Raw genomic sequence first — 18,683 nt, 5'->3', positions numbered from 1 at the left:
CAGCAACGGCGTCAGCGGCCGAGCGAGTCGCCGAGGCGCTTGAGGGCTTCCCGGGTCGCCTTGGGCGAGACCTGGGTGTAGATCTCCATCGTCACGGAGAAGCGGGCGTGCCGGAGGATCTGCATGGCGACTCTCGGGTGGACGTCGAGGCCGGCGAGCAGGGTGGCGCAGGTGCGGCGGGCGGCGTGGACGGTGATCGGCTTGACTCCCGCCTTGTCGCACCGGGTCTGCCAGGAGCGTTGGAAGTTGCGCGGTTCGATGGGTGTGCCATAGCGGGTGGTGAATACGAGGTCGGATTTCTGCCACGCCTTTCCGGCGGCTTCTCGTGCCTCGTCGCGTTGTGCGCTTCGTAGCTTGAGTGCGGTCACGCAGATGTCGGGGAGCGGGAGGGTGGCGTCGGACGCCTGAGTCTTGGTGTGGCGGTGGAGCAGTTTTCCCCGGACGCGTTGCAGTTGCCGGCCGATGGTCAGCTCTCCGGCGTCGAGGTCGATGTCCTCCCAGGTGAGCCCCAGCGCCTCGCCCTTGCGCAGGCCGGTGACGAGGACCAGGGCGTAGGCGGCGTAGAGCGGGTCTTCGTCGGCGCGAGCCGATTCGAGGAACTTGCGGGCCTCGTCGCTCGACCAGGACTTGCCGCGCCGGCGGCGGACGGTGGCGAGGGTGACCGGCACGGCCGGGTTCTTGGTGATGAGGTCTTCGGCCTGGGCATGGGTGAGGGCGGCCCGCAGCGCGGCCCGGATGTCGCTGACCGTTCGCGTCGACGGGACGGCCTGGCAGCAGCGGCCGACGGCGCAGCAGCGGTGCTTGTCCTTGCGGCGGGCGGCGTCTTTGCCCTGGGCGCAGCACTGGCAGGTGCGGGCCACCTGGTTGATCCAGGTCTGTACGTCGCGTGATTGGAGCCGGTCGAGCCGCTTTGCGCCGAGGCCAGGGGCGAGGTAGCGGCGGACGAACGTCTCGTAGGTCGCGTAGGTCAGGGGTGCCCGGTTCGGTTCGATGATCTCGGTCAGCCAGTAGGTGAGGAAGCTGCCGACGGTCGGGACACTGGTCGCCACCGGCCCGGCCTTGGCCTGCTGGTGCAGTTTGATCCACTTGTCGTGGACGGCTTCTCTGGTCTGCCCGTAGACGTACTTGCGGGTGCGTTTGCCGTCGGGTTTGGTGACCCAGACGTAGGCGGCGTGGCCGTTGCGGTAGGGGAAGATGGAGCCTTCGCCGTTGGCTCGTGCGCGTCCGGGCATCAGGCGGCCTCCTGCCGTTCGACCTGGTCGTGGATGAAGTCGTCGACCCATTCGGGGAGGATGCGGCGGTACTTGCCGTCCTTGATGGAGCGCAGTTCGCCGGTGGCGATCTTCATCTTGACCTTGGACAGGCCGAAGCCGAGCAGGACAGCGACCTCGGTGGGGGAGTACCAGCGCGGGGTGAGGTCTCGGGTCATGCGGCGGCCCCGATGAGCCAGGCTTTGTGGGCGAGTTCTTCCCTGCCGATTCGTCTGCCCTCGCGTCGCTGCCGGGCGGCGGTGTTGGCGAGCAGGCGTCACTTTCGGTGAGCCAGCTGGACCCGATGTAGGTGAGGGTGCCAACGGTGAAGGTACCGGCGGGTTCGTCGTCCTCTCCGCGCCGATAGGTGGCGCGGGTGTCCCGGAGCAGGCGGAAGGTGACGGAGTAGCGGCGGGCCTTGGTGAGGAGATGACCGCCGAAACCGAGCATGTGCGCCCAGCGCCGTAGCCCGGTGCAGGGGCGCGGTTTGGTGTCAAGGCTGTCTTGACGGTCGTCGACGGTGTCCCGGCCGGCGGTGGCACGAGGGCGTCCGGGTCGTCGCCGTCGAGGCGCAGCATTACGTGAAAGTGCACCGCTGCCCGGCGCTGCATCTCGGCAACCTTGCCGTGCGACACCCGCACTGGCGGCACCCAGCGGACCTTGCCCGAGGGGGTGACGACCCGAACGAAGGGGATGCCGCGCCTCCGGCAGAGGGCGGCGAGGTGGCGATCGATGGCCTGCTTGGTGCGCCGCCACAACTCACCCGAGAAGTAGTTCCAGACGACCTGGTGGTCGTGGTCGTAGCAGTCCAGGCTGATTCCGGCAGGTTGAACGGGCACCACCCGGGCAGGTTCTTCGGGCACCACCTGCCGTCATAGCTGATCGGCGGCTGTTGATGGTTAGCTTCTCTGGGCACCACTCGGCGTGCCTTCTTGATCGGCACCTTGGTCGAGCATCATCGCGGTCCCCTGCCCGACCTCCATCGAGCCGATACCCTGGCGCGTGTGAGTGATCAGGGCCTGCGGGACACCGGCGTGGTGAAGGCCTGGCGCTCCGAACAGGGGTGGGGAACTGTCGCCCTCGATCACGTTGACCTGACCGTCTGGGTGCACTACAGCCACATCGTCGCAGGGCCGACCGAGTACCGGAGCCTGACACCGGGTCAGCAGGTGCGATGCCACTACGAAGTCCCGGGCCAGGACGGTTACCCCGCCCGGGCGGTCGAGGTCACCATCCTCTAACCCACAGCAGCGGGCGTAACGCGTCCGCGGCGGTGTCGAGAACTACTTGTCGGTCAAGAGTGTGGCCCCCAGGCTGGTGCCGAGTTCACATGTCGATCTTCGGCACCGACAGGCTGAGATTCAGTGGCCCGTACACCACAGCTGGTGCCCGAAGAACCTACCCAAGTGGTATCGAATCAAGGTGCCGGATTCAATGGCCCGCATCAGCGGCAGGCAGGCCGCTCGGTGTCTCCGGAGTCGAGTCCAGCGATTCGGCAGAAGGCCATGCTGGCATGCTCAACGAGGGCCAGAGCAGCACTGGGTGCCGACACGTCAACCCGAAGTAGTGCGTGAGTCTGAGAGGCCGTCCGGCCACCCAATGACGCGCTCGGCGGTGACGCCTCGAAGGTTGGCCCCGTCCCACCGGGCCCCGGTAACGTCCGTGCGTCCGTACTCCGGATCGTGAGTCCTAACGTAGCTGAACCGCGCGTAGGACAGATCCGCGCCGCGCAGGTCGGCATCCCGCAGATCGCAGCCAGCAAAGCTGGCACCCCGGAGAGACGCACCCCGGAGGTCGGCGCCACGGAAATCACAAAACTTGAAGGAGTGCCTATCGAGGGTGCGATGCCGAAGATCGCGACCCACGAACGACTGCCTCGTCGCGCCGGGCAGGATGCTCATCCGCGAACCGTAGCCCGATCGCCCGTTGCCGAACCACCGGCTTTCTACGCGCTCACATGCGACGCATCAAGCGGCGCAGGACAGCCGGCCGCCGGCCTGTGTGGGAGGACTCTCTGTACGTCTATCAAGGCGGCGGGGTTTTCCTGCGAGGACTGAGGTCGACCGCCCAATGTGCGGGCGACGGCCGCGAACAGGGCTACTTTTCGTAGGTGCGTAGTCCGTTACCCATCGCGAAGAAGGTCGGGGCCCACTCGCCGATAAAGATGCCCCACCGGTCTGCACGCTCGATGCCAGCATGTTCGAACCGCTTGGAAAGCAGCCAGCTTGTGAACGCCAGGCCGACACTCACCATGCCGGCCACGTAGCAGTGTTCAGCCTTCAACCCCGAGTTGTGCAGATGTTCCAACATCGGTGACCAGTCCTTTCTCTGGTTCGTCCGCGCGGCACGACACCGCTTGAGCGCAGGCGGGTTACCCGGCGAAACCAGAGCTACACGCCTCAGGGGCACGGCGGCTCGTCCGGACCCATCCGACGAGAACCGTCGGGCCAGGCAGCGGCTTCCTCCTGGTCGCGTTTCCTCTTCTGCCCTACGGGTTCGTTGGAAGCGAATGGAACGGCGCGCCCGGGTCGCGGCGAGAGGTGGCTGTCGACAGCAACGCTGACAGCAACCGGCCGGGACCAGGGCAGCCGTCGACGGCTAGGCCCGGACAGCCGCCCGAGGTCGCGGATGTGCATGAACGCCGCCGGACGAAGCGCCAGAACTTACAAGCGAAGGATCGAAGACGCTTTGCGCTGACGACGGACATATGTGTGGCAGTATGCGCTGTGAGTGAGGTTCGGTGTACCGTCCGATGTGGCTGCTGGTCGGCTAGAGGCCGGCGAGGACGCCGGTCAGCCCTCTACCTGGGGAGCGCCGCTGATGTCTCGTCGCCCCATACCTGCTGATCCGTCGATCGGTGATCGCATCCGGGCCCGTCGTGAGCTGCGTGGCTGGAGCATCCGGCATGCGGCCAGTCGTGCGGGCATCTCCCACACGTCGTGGTCGCGTATCGAGCGTGGCCAGCAGCGTACCGACCGGTACATGGTCGTGGACCTGGCCGCTGCTCTTGAGTGCTCGGTGGTCGATCTGACCGGGCAGCCGTACACGCCTGCCGATCGGCAGCTCGACGCTGCTCGGATCGACGCGGAGCGGGTGTGGCGGATCATGATGGACACGCCGATGGCCGCCCGGCGGGGTGTGCCGGCCACCGTCGAGCAGGTGCGTCGGGAGGCCGGACTCGTGCGCGCCCTGTACGGCCGGTGTGACTATGCGGGTGCCCTGCGTCGGCTCGTTGACCTGGTGCCGGCGCTGCATGGTCTGATCGACCGGCGCGCGGCGTTGGTGGAGATGGTGCCGGTGTACGGCGTGGCGATGGGTTCGCTGCTCAACGTCAGCTATCCGGCTCACGCGTGGCTCGCGGCGGAGCGCTGTGCGGAGGCGGCCGGGTTGCTCGATGATCCGGTGGCGGCGGGGGTGGCGGCGGCCAACCGGGCGCGGGTGTCCGCCTACTCGGGGGCGTACGGGCCGGCGCGGGCGCTGTGTGACTCGGCGGGTGCCGACCTTGCGGGCAGCGGGGCGGATGGCGCTCTGGATGTGCTCGGCTTTCTGTATCTGGCGCGGGCGCATCATCTTGCCGGCCTGCATGACCAGGCGAGCGCCGAGAATCATCTTGCCGAGGCGGCGCGGATCGCCGCGCATACCGGGGAGACGGAGAGCTGGGATCTTGCCTGGGGTCCACGGAACGTGGCGCTGTGGCGGATGGCCTTTCAGCTCGACACGGGTCGTCCGGAGGCGGCGATGCAGACGGCCGCCGGTGTGGAGTTGGCGGGGCTGCCGGCGGTGCGCCAGGTGTACTTCTGGCTCGACATGGGCCGGGCCGCCGAGGCTGTCGGTCGGGACCGGGATGCGGTGCGGATGCTGCTCGCGGCGGAACGGGTCGGCCCGCAGCACGCCCGGTCGTCGACGTCGGCCCGGGAGACGGTGCGGTCGCTGCTGCGCCGGGGGGCGACCTCGCCGGAGCTGCGGGGCCTGTGCGAGCGGATGAGCATGACCGCACAGTAGCCGAGCGGTAGTGGTGCGTAGGCGTTCCAGTCCCCGCATGTGCTGTCCGTAGCGTCCTGATCACGGGCATGGCCGCACGAATCTGACCTGGTACGACTGCCGCCGCGCCCCTGAGCCGGCGCGGCGGTGGCGGTCCTTCCAAGAGCCCACCGCCGCGCCCCTTTCCGAAGGGGTTACAGGTGAGCGATACGCAGCGCGATCCAGGATCGAGCCGGGGTGAGCAGATCGAGGCGGCCGAGCGGGAGTCGGCGAAGCAACGAATCCTCGCGCAGGCCGAGGCGGATCGGATACCGGTGGAGGAGACGACGCGGGCGGTGCCGGATCGGCGGTGGCGTCGTGGACAGCGGTGAGCTGCCGATAGGTCGGCGGGTGGCGCAGTGGCGGGCACGGCGGCGGATGACGCAGCAGATGCTCGCCGACCGGTTGGGTAAATCCAAGAGTTGGGTGGACAAGGTCGAACGCGGGGTCCGTGCCCTGGACAGGTTCTCGGTCATTCAGGATCTCGCCGAGGTGCTGCGCGTGGACACGACGGCCCTGCTGGGTAGGGACGCGCGGCCGGCGACGAGCACCGGCGTCGAGGGCGTGGACGGCGTGTGGGCGGCGCTCGGCTGCTACGACATGTTCCCGGCGGGGCAAGGCCGGCGGCCGATGGTGCCGGTGCGTGAGTTGGGCCGGCGGGTGGAGCACGCGTGGTTGACGTACCAGCACGCGCACTACCCGCAGTTGGTGCGGCTGGTGCCTGACCTGATCGGCGGTGCCCGATCCGCACACACCGCCGCCGGGGACGAGGTGACGGGTCTGCTGGTGCAGGTGTACCGGGTCACGGCGTCGGTGCTGGTGAAGCTGGGCGAGCCCGACGTGGCGTGGCTGGCGGCCGACCGAGCGGTGACGGTGGCCGCCGGTGACCCGGTGTGGACGGCGGTGGCGGCGGTGCCACTCGGGCAGGCGCTGCGCGGGGCGGGGCGGGGCCGGCTGGCGAGCGCGGCGACGATCGCCGCCGCGCACCGGATCACCGCGACAGTGCCACACGACGCCTCACCGACCGAGTTGGCGTTACGCGGGACGCTGTGGGTCGAGGCGGCCCTTGCCGCCGCCTCTTACAGGGACGCGCGCAGCGTGGCGGAGTGGATCGGCCAGGCTGCCGAAATCGCCGAGCGGGTCGACGACGGCCAGGACCATCACCGCAGCGGGTTCGGGCCGGCAGCAGTGCAGGTGGCACGGGTCGCGGCAGCGGTCGAGTTGGGCGACGGCGGCGAGGCGGTCGTCCGGCACGAGGAGGCCGTCAGGATGAACGGGTGGCGGCGGCTGCCGGTCGAGCACCGGGCGGCACACCTGGTCGACGCCGCGCGGGCGTACCTCCAGGTCGGTGACCTGCTGCGGGCGGGCCGCGTCCTGACCGAGGCCGACCGCATCGCGCCGGCCGAGGTCCGGCTACGGCCGTTGGCGCGTACGGTGATTGCCGAGGTGGCCCGGTGCCGGCCGGTGCCGGCCGGTGTGGCGCACCTGGCGACAGCGATCGGCCTTACCCGATGACCGCGCCGTTCCTCTCCCTGGCTCAGATTCGCAACCGGCTGATCCTCACCGCCCGAGCGGTCCTCCGCGACCACCGATCCGGCCCCGACGGCCGCTGTCCGATCTGCCGGGTCCCAGACTGCCCGGTGGCCACCGCCGCCCATGACGTCCTCTGCACAGCCAAGGAAGTACAGCTGTGGAGTACAGCAACCGAGCCGACCACACCCGAGGGCGACGACCCTTAGAAGGCCGGATGACCTCGGACGCCACCCGATCCGACCGCCTCGCCGAGAGTTCGGGACGAAGAGGTCGCCGTTGCACCTCTAGGCGGGCTTCATGCCGGCCCGATCGTTCGAGGCGACCAGGCCGGAGTTGTGCTTGGGTATGTGGGTGATTCGCGCACAGGTGGTCCGGTGGGTGAATCCGGGACGGGCGGAGTGGTTCCTGCTCCTGGTCGCCCTGCTCGCTGGGGGGCTTGCCTGGAAAGCGGGTGCACCCATGTGGGCGGGCCTAACCTTGTCGCTCGCTATCGCCCTGTTGGTCCGGTGGATGCGGCAACGGGGACGCATCGAACGCGTTCTCATGCGATGGCTTCACCGCTATGAGGAACCACCCGGACCTTAGGTGCGTGCCGGTCGCGTGCCCGATAGAGCGGTCAACGAGGGGCAACATGGGTGGGTCGAGGGGCCAAACGATCACGCCCGTAGTTCACACCCGTCGATAGCCATCACTCATCGTGCAACTTGAACCGGTTCCCTTAGGGCAGGATGCGTCGACCGCGCACCATCACTAGCGACGTTGACCCTGTTGCTGTCGACAGCAACGGTGGCAGCAACCAGCCGGGACGAGGACAGCCGCCGGCGGCCGAGCGTGAGCCTTCGCCCGAGGTCGCGTACGCGGACAGACGTTGCCGGACGGAGCGCCCAGAACCTAAAAACGAGGGTCAGCTCGCCGGTTTCGGCGTCGGTGTGAGCCAGGCGAGGGGTTGGCCGGTCAATGCCGCGTCGGCGAGGTGGTGTGCGGAGTTGGTCTTGAGCGCGGCGCGGCTGCTGTCGATCCAGCGTTGGACGTTGTCGATGCCCTGGTGGCGGTATTCGACGGCCTGGACGAGGCATTCGAGTTTGTCGGCGTCGCGGGCGACGATGGCTTCGAGGGTTTCGCCGGCTTCGTACTCGGTGACGGCGGCGGTGATGGTGTCGGTGACGGCGGGTGGGCAGTCGGCGACCTGGTCTGCGGTGATAGTGGTGTTGGGTGCGGCGGTGAGGTAGCGCTTGGCGATGTGGGGCAGGTCGGTGGTGCGGGTTTCCTGGGTGTCGTGCAGGACGCAGAGCATGGTGACCCGGGCGGGGTCGGCTCCTTCCATGGCGGCGAGGATCATGCCGATCAGGGCCGTGCGGTGGGAGTGTTCGGCGATGGTTTCGGGGTGCTTGACTCCGGCGAACCACCAGCCGGTGCGAGCGGCGCGTTTGAGGACGCCGGCTTCGAAGATGAACCTCATCGCGGCGGCGTGCTGGTCGTCGCTCATCTGCCCGTCCCTGTGCCGGTGATGCCCTCTGTCCGCAGGCTGTAGACGATAGAGGTTAGTTCCTGGCGGGACTGCGCGGAGATCCGGTCGCTGTCGAGGATGGCGACGGCGCAATCGGCGAGGGCTTGCCCGGTGGCGAAGTGGTCGTGGACGAGTCCGCGCCGGGCGGTGAGCAGTGCCCACAGGTTGTGGATGTTGAGGTCGATGAACGGGTGGTTGGCGTCGAGGCGTTCGACCAGGTGCCGCAGAAGACGGGTGCCGCGCCAATCCTGACCGAGGTCAACGAGGTGCCGATCATCCTCACCGGCGTCGAGGAGGCGCTGGAGGAGGCCCGCGACGACGTACGGGCCGAGTTGTCGGAAGTCGCCGACCGGATCGCGGCAGGATGCGGCCGGCGCCGCCGGGTGGGTCAGATGCGATCGATGCGGCTCACCTCGCGGGCGTGATCGCCAGGCGAGCCAGGCTGGCGGCCTCTGCTGATGACCCACTCGGGGACCGGTCAACCGGCCCCGGGCGGCTGTCGGATCACGGTCAACGGGGCCCGCCGACACGAAAGAACCCTACGCTCTTGGTAGCGATCCCGGCACGCGTCGAAGCCGGGCCGGCGACCCCGTCATGGAGGTGTCCATGTCCCCGTTCGCCTCCCGTCCCCGCCGTCGTCCAGCCCTGCTTCTGATCCTCGGGCTGGTCCTAGGCCTGGCCGCCCCCACGGTGGTGGCGGCCCCCGCGTCCGCCGGGCCCAGCGCGCTGGCTCGTCCCTTCTGCACCTCCAGCGGGTTCTTCGAGCCGAACCCCGCCGACCCATCGATCGCCACGACCTACACCCTCATCGGAATCCGAAACAACGAAGGCTTCGCCTACCGGTACTGGATGGTGCAGGCGGGGACCAGTTCCAAGCCGTACTACCAGAGCAGCCTGGTGGCCAAGTGCAACGGCGTCAGCCTGGTCTCCAGCACGACGCTCACGACGACCAGCGCCTCCGGCACCATCCACTGCACCAGCAGCTCCGACATATCGTCACCGTTTCAGGTGTACACCGAGCGGTACGTCGGGCAACGCCAGGTCCCCACTCAGGGGGGAGTCTTCCCGACCGCCATGATCCGGTACTGGCATCGGGAGCAACTCCCCCTCGGCACGGCGATCTGGATCTACCACTCCAGCTACGTGGTGCGGTGCTGAACTCCCGTCCGCTCGCCCGGAAAGCACGATGCGGCCCCGACCTCCACCAGGGAGATCGGGGCCGCAGTGTGTCCAGGGCTACTCGTCGTCCGGGCCGGGCTCCACGACCACCGGCTCGTGCTCGCTGCTGCCAAGCCGGCGGCCGTTTGTCGCCTGCCCGACACCCGCCGCCACCGCCGATCGGTACGGTGCCGACGGTGCAAACCCTCACAGTGAGTCACCCGTGAGTCATGATCTTGAAATGGCATGTTGAACGCGCCTATTTCTGCCTACGTTCGTCAGGGCTCCTGCGCAGGTCAGAACGCATTTGGCCAGGTCAGGGCATAGGTCCGGCATTCATTCACACCGGAGAGGCCACTGTCACCGGGTCAGCAGTGCCAACCCACCCTAGTGATGAGTTGTCGCGCCCGCACCCGTCACACCTACGACGGGACACGACGAGGCGGAAGGATGACGTGATGAGCGCGGACACGCGGCTGGAGAGGCTGGGCGTGAGCGGCCTGGGCGAGGTCGACGAGCCGGCGTTCTCGGGGCTGGCGGAGCGGCACCGGCGGGAGCTGCACGTGCACTGCTACCGGATGCTCGGGTCGTTCGAGGACGCCGAGGACACCGTGCAGGAGACGTTCCTGCGTGCCTGGCGGCGGCGGGAGACCTTCGAGGGGCGGTCGACGTTCCGGGCCTGGCTGTACCGGATCGCCACCAACGCCTGCCTGGACCTGCTCGCCAAGTGCCGCCCGGAGCCTGCGACCGGCGGCGAGGTGCTGTGGCTGCAGCCCTACCCGGACCGGCTGCTCGACGAGCTGCCCGCGGGCGACGCGGACGAGCCGGAGACCGTCGCCGTCGCGCGGGAGACGATCGAGCTGGCGTACCTGGTCGCAGTCCAGCACCTCGCGCCGCGCCCGCGGGCCGTGCTGATCCTGCGGGACGTGCTCGGCTGGCCGGCGAAGGACGTCGCGGAGCTCCTCGGGGACTCCGTCAACTCCGTGAACAGCGCACTGCAGCGGGCCCGCGCCGGCATGCGGGAGCACCTGCCCGCCGAGCGGCAGGACTGGACCGGCGGTGAGGAGGACGCCGGGACGCGCGAGCTGGTGCGCCGCTTCACCGACGCCAGCGTGGCCACGGACATCGACGCGCTCGCCGCAATGCTGCGGGACGACGTCCGCTGCTCGATGCCGCCCGCGCCAGGCCTGGACGTCGGCCGCGACGCGGTGGTGAACAGCTGGGTCGAGGATGGATTCGATGGCATGAAGGGCCTGCGCGCGGTCCCCACCTCGGTGAACCGGCAGCCGGCCGTCGCCTTCTACCTGTGGCGGAAGCGGGAGGGCGCGTACCTGCCGCTGACGATCGACGTCCTGCGCGTCACCGGCGGCGCGATCACCGAGATCGTCATCTTCCACGACGACCAGTTCCCGCGGCTCGGGCTGCCGGAGCGACTGCCGGCCGACGGCACGGAGTAGTCCTGGTGTGGACGCTCGCGCTGCGCGGTGGCGCGGGTGTCGCGGTGGCCGCGGCCCAGCGGTGCGACGCGTTCGGCGTCGTCACCCGCGGGCGGGTGCAGCTGGAGTAGCGCGACGGCGAGCCCGGGCCGGTCCTCGGACGCGACGCCGGGTTCTGGCACACCCCCGTACGCCAGTTACCGAATGACGGAGGAACGACATGAACAGCACGAATGACACCGGGGTCGTCGCAGGCCCGGCATCGGGCCGGACCAGCCACACCCACCGACTCCGCAGGCTCGCCGGCACCGGCTTCATCGCCACGCTCGCAGCGATGGTGGCCACCACCCTCGCCGCCGCGCTTGCCCAGGCCGTTGGCGTCGACTTCGAGATCCCCGACGGTGGCGAGACGATCCCGTTGTCCGGGTTCGCCGTGGTGACCGGCTTCTTCTCGGTCGTGGGCATCGTCATTGCCGTCGCTCTTCTTCGTTGGAGCGCTCGCCCTGCCGCACGATTCGGGTGGGCGGCAGTGTCGCTGACCGCGATCTCGTTGGTCCCGCCCCTCCTCTCCGGGGCAAACACCGCCACCACCGCCGCCCTCCTCGGGCTACACCTCGTCCCTGCCACGGTGATGATCCCCACCCTGGCGCGGAGCCTCCGCACCCGGACCGATTGACGATCCCGCAACGGGACAACGCGCGGCGCAAGGGCGTGCGCGAAGAAGCACAGGGCACCGTGCGGGATGAAGACCGAACGCCATCCGCTTCGGCCGGGGCGCACCGCGTACCTACGCCTGAGGAGGGCTGCCACGCCGTAGCCGGCGGGGCAGGGAGCGTTCGGGGGAGGTTGGAAAAGGCTCAGTACTTCATGACGCAGTAGACGACAGTCGGGTTCGTGAACCGGTACCAGCGATTCCATTTGCGGTCCCGCGTACACCTGTTGCCGTTGGAGGCGCCGGGGACTATGTCAATGATGTGGACGGTGCCCTTGGCCTTGCATTTCGTCGCACCGACGACCCAGCCACTGCCCTTCGGGAACTTGTAACAGTAGTAGCGCACCAGGTGAAGTTCCAGACACAGCCGATAGCCGGCTTCGGTGATGTAGGCGGAATCAGGGTCAGCGCATTCGCCTTGGGAGTAGTCCATCGAGACCACCCGGTAGGTGCCACGGGTGCCGTTGCAGTTGCCGATGCCCTGAAAGCTGCCAGCCTCGCTGACTACGACGCACTGCCCGATCTTCGCCGGCGGCGGTGGTGGAGCCGCCTCGGTCGTGGGGGCAACCTGGGGCGGCGAGTCCGTCGGCTCAACCTGCGGAAGTGCCCCAGTCGTCGCTATCGGCCAGGGCGAGGATCTGGCCGCGGACTGGCCCTGCGGGCCGCTCCTGGACTTGAAGATGGACACCCCGACCACTGCGGCCCCGCAGACTCCGAGCAGGCACAGTGCCAGCGCTGCGGCGACCACACCGATGATGAGAGGCGTGTTGCTCTTCGCCGGCGTCGGTGGTGGTGCTGGCGGCTGCGGCGGTGCCGCCCCGGGGTTTGGTGGAGTCGCACCCGGTTGGTCGGGCATGCTCGGCGGCGGAGGCAACGTCACTCGCAGAGTGTCACATAGATCGGTTTCGGGTTCGCTCGCAGATGCCTCAAGTGGTGGGTGACCTCGGTCGGCGGGGGCCTGGCCGTCGTGGGGGTGCTGCTGCGCGCCGCCGACTACCGGACGTCACCGCCGTCGAGCGGTGCGGACGGGACGTCCAGCCCGGCGGCAGGGCGCCTGCGGGTCAGGGTGCTCCACCCCGGTAGCTGGCATCAGGGCTAGACCAGTATGGGCGACCCGGCGGCTGGCCCTGGGCGATGCCTGTGATCAGCGGAAATCGGGTGACGATCGGGATGCCTGTCGGGTTCGAGGTGTGGCCTCGACGGCCCGTACCTGGCCGGTGAGGTCTTGACGTAGCCAGGAGCAGCATGGATTCTCGTTACTGGCATAGACCAATCCTCAGACCCCGACCCGGGCTCCGGCCCCGACGGCCCGATCGGCTCCCTGTCGACCCGACGGACCGGCGGAGCTTGTGCCGGTCAGCCCCCGCATGCCACACCATCGCGCTCCGAGCCGGCGCGCACCGGCAACAGCTACCGACCTGGACCAACAAGTGGAGGTCGCGTGTTCCTTTCACGCTCATCCCGCGGCTGTCGCCGCGCTGTCACATTCGCCGCATCGGTCACGCTTGCCGTGGGCGTGCTGGCCCCCCTGCCCGCCAGCGCCGAGCGGCAGGCTCCCGGCCCCGCGGCTCGGATCCTCCCGGTGCCGCAGCAGATCGACTCGCGGCCGGGAGCCGTGGTGCTACCCGACAACATCGATGTCGTCGTGGGCGAGGCCGCCGACCCGGCGGCACAGACGGCACTCGTGGAGTTGCTCTCCGCGCACGGCGTCACCGCCCGGCTCGTGCGGCACAGTGACCTGGCGGCACGCGCACCGATGATCATCCTGGGCGGACCGCGCGAGACGCCGGCGAGCACCGATGCGCTGCGCGCCCTCGATGTCGCGGGTCCGGAGTCGCTGCCCGGCCAGGGGTACGTGTTGGCGGCTGGCCGCGACGAGCGCGGCCGGTCGCGGATCGTCCTTTCCGGTGTGGATGGCGCCGGCACCTTCTACGCGGTCCAGTCGCTCCGCCAACTGCTCGTACCCAAGGGCTCCCGGGTGTCCGTCGGCGGCGTGCAGATCCGCGACTGGCCGGGGTACCAGGTCCGTGGCGGTATGGAGTCCTTCTACGGACAGGTCTGGTCGCAGGACGACCGGCGCTCGCAGGTCGAGTTCCTGGCGCGGCACAAGATGAACCAGTTCTTCTACGGACCGGCGAACGACCTGCGCACCGGTTCCAACTGGGACTCGTTGTACGACGCGGCGGAACTGGCCCTGATGAGGGAGATCGTCGACCTGGCGAGGTCGCGTCATGTCGACTTCGTGTACCGGATCTCGCCGGAGGCGCCGATGGCGCCCAGTAGGGGGATCTGTCACGTGCGCGAAACCGATCGGGCCAAGCTGCTGGCGCGCTTCGAGCAGATGTGGGAGATCGGTGTCCGAAGCTACGTCATCGCCTGGGACGACGTGTCGGGCGACTTCGCCTGCCAGGAGGACCGGGACGCCTACCGTGGCGACCGGTCACCGCTCGCGGTAGCCCAGTCCGAGGTCACCAACTTCGTGCAGAAGGAGTTCATCGAGAAGCATCCCGGCGCCAGCCGCATGGTGACCGTGCCGACGGAGTACTGGGGCATGACGAAGACCCCGTACACGGACCGCTTCGACGAGTTGCTGAGCACCGAGGTCGACCTCTACTGGACCGGGCCGGCGGTGGTCTCGCCGAATATTACCGAAGCGGACCTCCAGGCCGCCCAGGACGTGTGGTCGCGGCACCGGATCATGATCTGGGACAACTACCCGGTCAACGACTACGCCACCAACCGGCTGCTGCTGGGCCCGCTGAAGAACCGCGCCGCCGGCATGGCGGACAAGACGATCGGCATCTCGTTCAACGAACTCGTCGGTTTCCAGGACGCCTCGCAGATCGCCCTCGGCACCCAGGCCGACTACGCCTGGAACCCGGGGGCCTACGACGCGGAACGCTCATGGACACACACCCTGCGGATTCTCGGCGGCGACGCGTACGAGGAGCTGAGGCTCTTCGCCGAGAACAACCGGGCCAGCGTCCTGGACGCCACCGCCCGGCCGGAGTTCGCGGCGCTCATCAAGTCTCTCATCGCTGACTACCGGGCCGGCCGACCCGTGAACGCCCAGCTCGACCAGGTCGACCGTGAGCTGCGCCGCCTTGAGGAGCTTCCCGCCTCGCTACGGGCAAAGCTCGACAACCCGGTTCTGCTCAAGCAGATCGGGCCCTGGCTGGACCGCGTCGGCGTGACCGGCCAGGCGGGCCGGGCGGCCCTGCGAATTCTCCGGGCCCAGGACAAGGGCTCCAGCGAAGCCGCCTGGCTGGCCCGACGGGACCAGTCGAGCGCCCGCCTCGTCCTCGACCGCACCTGGCACCAGATCAGTCCCGGTCCGGTCGACGATCTCCTGAGCTTCGCGGCGTCCGAGAGTGACGCCTACATCGGTGACCACTGGTACGGGGACCTCGGGGCCCCCTCCGGTGCGCCGGCCGCCGCACCGGGTTCCGGGTTGGGCAATCTGACCGACCGGCGCGACGACACGGCCTACGTGGCCGCCGGCGAACCACAGGCCGGTGACGCGATCACGGTCCCGATCACCAAGCCGCACCGGCTGTCGGCGGTGACCGTGGTGCAGGACGCGACCGCGCCCGCGGACGGCATGATCCAGGCGCTCGTCGACGGCACCTGGGTGGACCTCGGACAGCTCGCCGACGGATTCACCAAGGTGCGGGCCAAGGACGTCGCGGCCAGCGCGGTACGGATCCGGTGGACTCCCGGTAGCGTCGCGCCGCGCGTCTACGAGATCGTCCCGCACTACTCCGACGTGCTGCGCGGTCGAGTCTCGGTCGAACCGTCGGGCGCGCTCATCGCACCCGGGACGACCAAACGGTTCCAGGTCGCTCTCGAGGTGTTCGCCGAGGACCGGGTGCGGGGACGTGTCGTCGCCAGCGGCCCGGACGGCTGGACCGTCACCCCGGCGACGCAGGATCTCCGCGTGCGACCGGATGGTCGGACCATCGTCACGAGCGTGCCGGTTGCCGTTACCGTCCCGGCCGACGCGGCCCGGGGCCAGCACCAGGTGACGGTGACGTTCCACGACGACGCCGCGGCACCGGTGAGCCTGCCGCTGCCGATCATCGTGGGGGAGGGCAGCTATCCGGATTTCGTGACCCGGGCCAACCCGTCCGGCTACTGGAGGCTGGGCGACGCCGCCGATTCCAGGACAGCCGTCGACAGTTCCACCAGCGGGCAGAACGGAACCTACCTCGGCGCTTCGCCGGGTGCCGAGGGTGTGCTTGCCGGCGACGGCGCGGCCGACCTCTCGACCGGCTACGTCGACGTGCCGCGCGCCCCGCGTACGAACCTGACCGGCCCGTTCACGTTGGAAGCGTGGGTCAAGCTCGACACGCTCGTTCCGACGCCCGGACAGGCGATCATCGAGAGCTACACCGGGCCGGCCGTCAACGGGTACGCGCTGAGGGCGAGCAACGGTGTCCTGGAGGCGTGGTCGCTCGGCGCTCCGGGGAAGGGGTATGGCGTCGTGTCCGGCCGCACCCGGCTGACGCCGAACAAGTGGCACCATGTCGCTGCCGTGTTCGACGGATCGCGGCTGACCGTGTACCTCGACGGCCTCGCGGACAACAGTGTCGCGACGACGGTGGCCCCGGGCAGCGGCACGGCGAGCGTCAAGCTCGGTGGCCGGGGCGACGACACGTCCCAGCGGCTGCAGGGCGACCTCGACGAGGCGGCGATCTATGACCGCGCGCTGACGGCGGCCGAGATCCAGGAGCACTACTTCGCCGGAAACGGGTAGCCAGACCCTCCGGATGCGCGTCAGCCGCCCTGCGGCGGGGGGCTGACGCGCATCTGGATGGCGTAGCGGTCCCCGCGGTATAGCGACCGCCCGAACTCCACGACCTTGCCCATGTTGTCGACGGAAATGCGCTCTATCAGGAACGCCGGGCTGTCCTCGGCGACTTCGAGTCGTTTCGCCTCGGTGGCGGTCAGCCGCGCGATGGTGACGACCTGCCGTGCCGATTCGAGTCGCACACCGAAGGCGCGACCCAGGAGGTCGTAGAGCGAGTCGTCGCGCCCCAACACGTCGAGCAGGGTGGGGAACCGCGCTGCGGCGAGATTGGTCCGCTCCAATGCCATCGGGATTCCGTCCGCGGTACGGATCCGCTCGATGTAGTGGGTCGGCTCGCCCGGAGCGATGTCGAGGTTGGCGGCGACGGTGCGGGTGGCCGGGCGGGTACGACCGCGGTAGCTCTTGGCGCCCGGCGTCATGCCGCGCATTCGCATGTCCTCGCTGAAGGAGCGGAATATCTCCGAATGGGTCAGGGTCGGATGCTGCACGAAGGTGCCGCGTCCAGGGACCCGCCGGACCATTCCCTTCGTCTCCAGCGCGTCGATGGCGCCCCGGACGGTCATCCGAGCCACTCCGAACCGCTCGGCGAGGACCCGCTCGGAGGGGAGCAGCGCACCATCTCGTGAGTCCAGGACCAAGGCGGTGAGCACGTCGACGATGTGCTTGCCCTTGCCGCGGTTCTGCTCCGCCAGTAGCGACTCAAGCGCTCCGTCGCTCGGCTCGTGTCGCGTCCTTGGCACGAGTTCGTCTCCTTCCTGCGCGATTGACGCCATCGTACGGGCAACCGCGCCCACTTCGGGTGCGGTCGGCCTACCCGTTGACCGTTGGTCTATACCAGTATTACAGTCGAGCTCTCCGCCGGTCGGGTGGGGTGGCGACAACAACGATCGGAGATGTGGATGCCCAGGAAGTACGGTGTGTTGGGAGCGGCGGCGATGCTCGCCGTCACCCTCGCCGGGTGCGCACCAGACAGCGGCGACAGCGGCGGCGACGCCGTCAACCTGAAGGTCTGGGGATGGCGGCAGGAGGATGTCGCGGCCTACAACAAGATCTTCCAGAGCTATGAGGACGCTCACCCCGGTGTCACCGTGGAGTACGTCCCCTACAAGAACACCGAATACGACACAATTCTCAAGACAGGGCTCACCGACGCCAACGGCCCCGACGTGGCACAGCTCCGTTCCTATGGCCTCCTTCAGCCGCTGGTCGCCGCCAGCGGTCTGGTGCCCCTCGACGATCAGGTCAAGGAGTTGGCCGACTTTCCGAAACCGGTCCTCGACGGTGCCCGGGGCGAGAACGACGGAAAGGTCTACGGGGTGCCGTTCGCACTCCAGACCCTGCACGTGATCTACAACGAGAAGCTATTCGCCGATCACGGCATCACGGCCCCCACCACCTGGGCGGACATGATCGCGGCGTTCGAGAAGCTCAAGGGCGCCAACGTCATCCCGCTGGCGAGCACGGTCACCGACACCTGGATGCTGCCGATCCAGCACGAGATCTTCGGGGCCACGACGTACGGCGGTACCGACTACCTCAACAAGATGCTCACCGGCGGGGCGAAGTTCACCGACGGCCCCTGGGTGAAGTCGCTCGAGACCTGGAAGGGCACCAACAAGTACTGGCCACCGCAGTCGTCCGGGGTGAGCTACGCCGACGCACAGGCACTCTTCACCTCCGGCCGCGCCGCGATGTTCCCCGGCGGGATCTGGGAGCTCGGCGTGTTCGAGAAGGCCAACCCCGACCTGAAGATGGGCATCTTCAACGTGCCGCCCGCGCCCGGCGCGGCGGTCGACAAGACGCTCGTTCCTGGCTACGTCGACGGTTCGTTCGGGGTCTCGGCGAAGTCCCCCAAGCGGGAGGCCGCGCTGGGCCTGGTGCGGTGGATGGCGTCGGAGGAGTTCGGCCGGGCGTACTCCAACGAACTGCGTCAGATCTCCGCCGTACCCAATGTCCAGCCCCAGGACAACCTCCTGGCCCAGGCTCTGCGGGCGTACCAGGAGAACCCGAGCCCGTACGTCACCTACGCGTACTTCTCCGGTGGGTCACCCACGGGCTGGGACCTCGCCTCGGCGGCCTTCTCCGACTATCTGCTCGGGCGACGTGACGCCGCTGGCGCGGCCGGACACATCCAGCGAGGGGTCGATCAGTGGTTCCGGCCCAAGAACTGACTGTCCGTCCTGCCCGGCGGCGACGCCGCCAGGCAGGACGGACCTCACCGGGGTGGATCACGGCATTCTGCCTACCGGCGTTCGCT

The 18,683-nt window shown here is 68.8% G+C and carries 16 protein-coding genes and 2 pseudogenes; 9 read left to right on the top strand and 9 right to left on the bottom strand.

The annotated features are described in order from the left end of the window. Nucleotides 1–11 precede the first annotated feature (11 nt). The 3 genes and pseudogenes from OOK41_RS25400 to OOK41_RS25390 form a co-directional block, all read right to left on the bottom strand. Nucleotides 12–1,232, bottom strand: coding sequence for a site-specific integrase (locus OOK41_RS25400; RefSeq protein ID WP_266266976.1), 1,221 nt, complete (start codon nucleotides 1,230–1,232; stop codon nucleotides 12–14). Continuing rightward, the gene (locus tag OOK41_RS25395; RefSeq protein WP_266266975.1) at nucleotides 1,232–1,429 is read right to left on the bottom strand and encodes an excisionase family DNA-binding protein; all 198 of its coding nucleotides are present in this window, start codon (nucleotides 1,427–1,429) and stop codon (nucleotides 1,232–1,234) included. The genes OOK41_RS25400 and OOK41_RS25395 overlap by 1 nt, the downstream gene beginning before the upstream one ends. Beyond that, nucleotides 1,426–2,062 (bottom strand): annotated as a pseudogene (locus OOK41_RS25390) (replication initiator); the annotation flags it as partial. The gene OOK41_RS25395 and the pseudogene OOK41_RS25390, both read right to left, overlap by 4 nt. 192 nt (nucleotides 2,063–2,254) lie before the next feature. On the opposite strand from OOK41_RS25390, the gene OOK41_RS25385 reads away from it, so the two are divergent. Beyond that, nucleotides 2,255–2,491, top strand: coding sequence for a cold shock domain-containing protein (locus tag OOK41_RS25385; protein WP_266266974.1), 237 nt, complete (start codon nucleotides 2,255–2,257; stop codon nucleotides 2,489–2,491). A gap of 312 nt (nucleotides 2,492–2,803) precedes the next feature. Here the strand turns inward: OOK41_RS25385 and OOK41_RS32120 are convergent, their stop codons facing one another. Continuing rightward, nucleotides 2,804–3,151, bottom strand: a complete 348-nt coding sequence (locus tag OOK41_RS32120) for a pentapeptide repeat-containing protein (protein WP_353962209.1) — start codon at nucleotides 3,149–3,151, stop codon at nucleotides 2,804–2,806. 196 nt (nucleotides 3,152–3,347) lie between these two features. Further along, entirely contained in the window at nucleotides 3,348–3,560 is a 213-nt protein-coding gene (locus OOK41_RS25380; protein ID WP_266266973.1) for a hypothetical protein, read from the bottom strand. A 543-nt stretch (nucleotides 3,561–4,103) separates the two neighbouring features. Here OOK41_RS25380 and OOK41_RS25375 point away from each other — a divergent pair. The 3 genes from OOK41_RS25375 to OOK41_RS25365 all read left to right on the top strand — a co-directional run bounded on the left by OOK41_RS25375 (nucleotide 4,104) and on the right by OOK41_RS25365 (nucleotide 6,785). Then, complete coding sequence (locus OOK41_RS25375; RefSeq protein ID WP_266267976.1) at nucleotides 4,104–5,252, top strand: helix-turn-helix domain-containing protein; 1,149 nt, start codon at nucleotides 4,104–4,106, stop codon at nucleotides 5,250–5,252. A gap of 179 nt (nucleotides 5,253–5,431) precedes the next feature. Beyond that, complete coding sequence (locus tag OOK41_RS25370) at nucleotides 5,432–5,602, top strand: hypothetical protein (protein WP_266266972.1); 171 nt, start codon at nucleotides 5,432–5,434, stop codon at nucleotides 5,600–5,602. Further along, entirely contained in the window at nucleotides 5,589–6,785 is a 1,197-nt protein-coding gene (locus OOK41_RS25365; protein WP_266266971.1) for a helix-turn-helix domain-containing protein, read from the top strand. The genes OOK41_RS25370 and OOK41_RS25365 overlap by 14 nt, the downstream gene beginning before the upstream one ends. A gap of 922 nt (nucleotides 6,786–7,707) precedes the next feature. Here OOK41_RS25365 and OOK41_RS25360 read toward each other — a convergent pair. Both OOK41_RS25360 and OOK41_RS31980 read right to left on the bottom strand, forming a co-directional pair. Continuing rightward, the gene (locus OOK41_RS25360) at nucleotides 7,708–8,289 is read right to left on the bottom strand and encodes an HD family hydrolase (protein ID WP_266266970.1); all 582 of its coding nucleotides are present in this window, start codon (nucleotides 8,287–8,289) and stop codon (nucleotides 7,708–7,710) included. Next, nucleotides 8,286–8,558 (bottom strand): annotated as a pseudogene (locus tag OOK41_RS31980) (transcriptional regulator); the annotation flags it as partial. The pseudogene OOK41_RS31980 and the gene OOK41_RS25360, both read right to left, overlap by 4 nt. A 358-nt stretch (nucleotides 8,559–8,916) precedes the next feature. Between OOK41_RS31980 and OOK41_RS25350 the strand changes: the two are divergent. The 3 genes from OOK41_RS25350 to OOK41_RS25340 all read left to right on the top strand — a co-directional run bounded on the left by OOK41_RS25350 (nucleotide 8,917) and on the right by OOK41_RS25340 (nucleotide 11,580). Then, nucleotides 8,917–9,468, top strand: coding sequence for a hypothetical protein (locus OOK41_RS25350; protein WP_266266968.1), 552 nt, complete (start codon nucleotides 8,917–8,919; stop codon nucleotides 9,466–9,468). Nucleotides 9,469–9,926: 458 nt separating this feature from the next. Continuing rightward, nucleotides 9,927–10,925, top strand: a complete 999-nt coding sequence (locus OOK41_RS25345; RefSeq protein ID WP_266266967.1) for an RNA polymerase subunit sigma-70 — start codon at nucleotides 9,927–9,929, stop codon at nucleotides 10,923–10,925. A gap of 313 nt (nucleotides 10,926–11,238) precedes the next feature. Continuing rightward, nucleotides 11,239–11,580, top strand: a complete 342-nt coding sequence (locus OOK41_RS25340) for a DUF6069 family protein (RefSeq protein WP_266266966.1) — start codon at nucleotides 11,239–11,241, stop codon at nucleotides 11,578–11,580. Between the two features lie 181 nt (nucleotides 11,581–11,761). Here OOK41_RS25340 and OOK41_RS25335 read toward each other — a convergent pair whose 3' ends face one another. Continuing rightward, on the bottom strand, nucleotides 11,762–12,364 hold the full coding sequence (locus OOK41_RS25335; RefSeq protein ID WP_266266965.1) for a hypothetical protein: 603 nt from the start codon (nucleotides 12,362–12,364) through the stop codon (nucleotides 11,762–11,764). A 768-nt stretch (nucleotides 12,365–13,132) separates the two neighbouring features. Between OOK41_RS25335 and OOK41_RS25330 the strand changes: the two genes are divergently transcribed. Further along, nucleotides 13,133–16,372, top strand: a complete 3,240-nt coding sequence (locus OOK41_RS25330; RefSeq protein WP_266266964.1) for a beta-N-acetylglucosaminidase domain-containing protein — start codon at nucleotides 13,133–13,135, stop codon at nucleotides 16,370–16,372. Between the two features lie 20 nt (nucleotides 16,373–16,392). On the opposite strand, the gene OOK41_RS25325 is transcribed toward OOK41_RS25330, so the two are convergent. Continuing rightward, nucleotides 16,393–17,199: a GntR family transcriptional regulator gene (locus OOK41_RS25325; protein ID WP_117671990.1), complete on the bottom strand. Its 807-nt coding sequence runs from the start codon at nucleotides 17,197–17,199 to the stop codon at nucleotides 16,393–16,395. Between the two features lie 126 nt (nucleotides 17,200–17,325). Between OOK41_RS25325 and OOK41_RS25320 the strand changes: the two genes are divergently transcribed. Beyond that, entirely contained in the window at nucleotides 17,326–18,597 is a 1,272-nt protein-coding gene (locus tag OOK41_RS25320) for an ABC transporter substrate-binding protein (RefSeq protein WP_266266963.1), read from the top strand. The last annotated feature ends 86 nt before the right edge of the window (nucleotides 18,598–18,683 follow it).

This window comes from Micromonospora sp. NBC_01655 (genome assembly GCF_026339755.1).
Classification (GTDB): domain Bacteria; phylum Actinomycetota; class Actinomycetes; order Mycobacteriales; family Micromonosporaceae; genus Micromonospora.
This window is presented reverse-complemented; position numbering and strand designations above follow the sequence as displayed.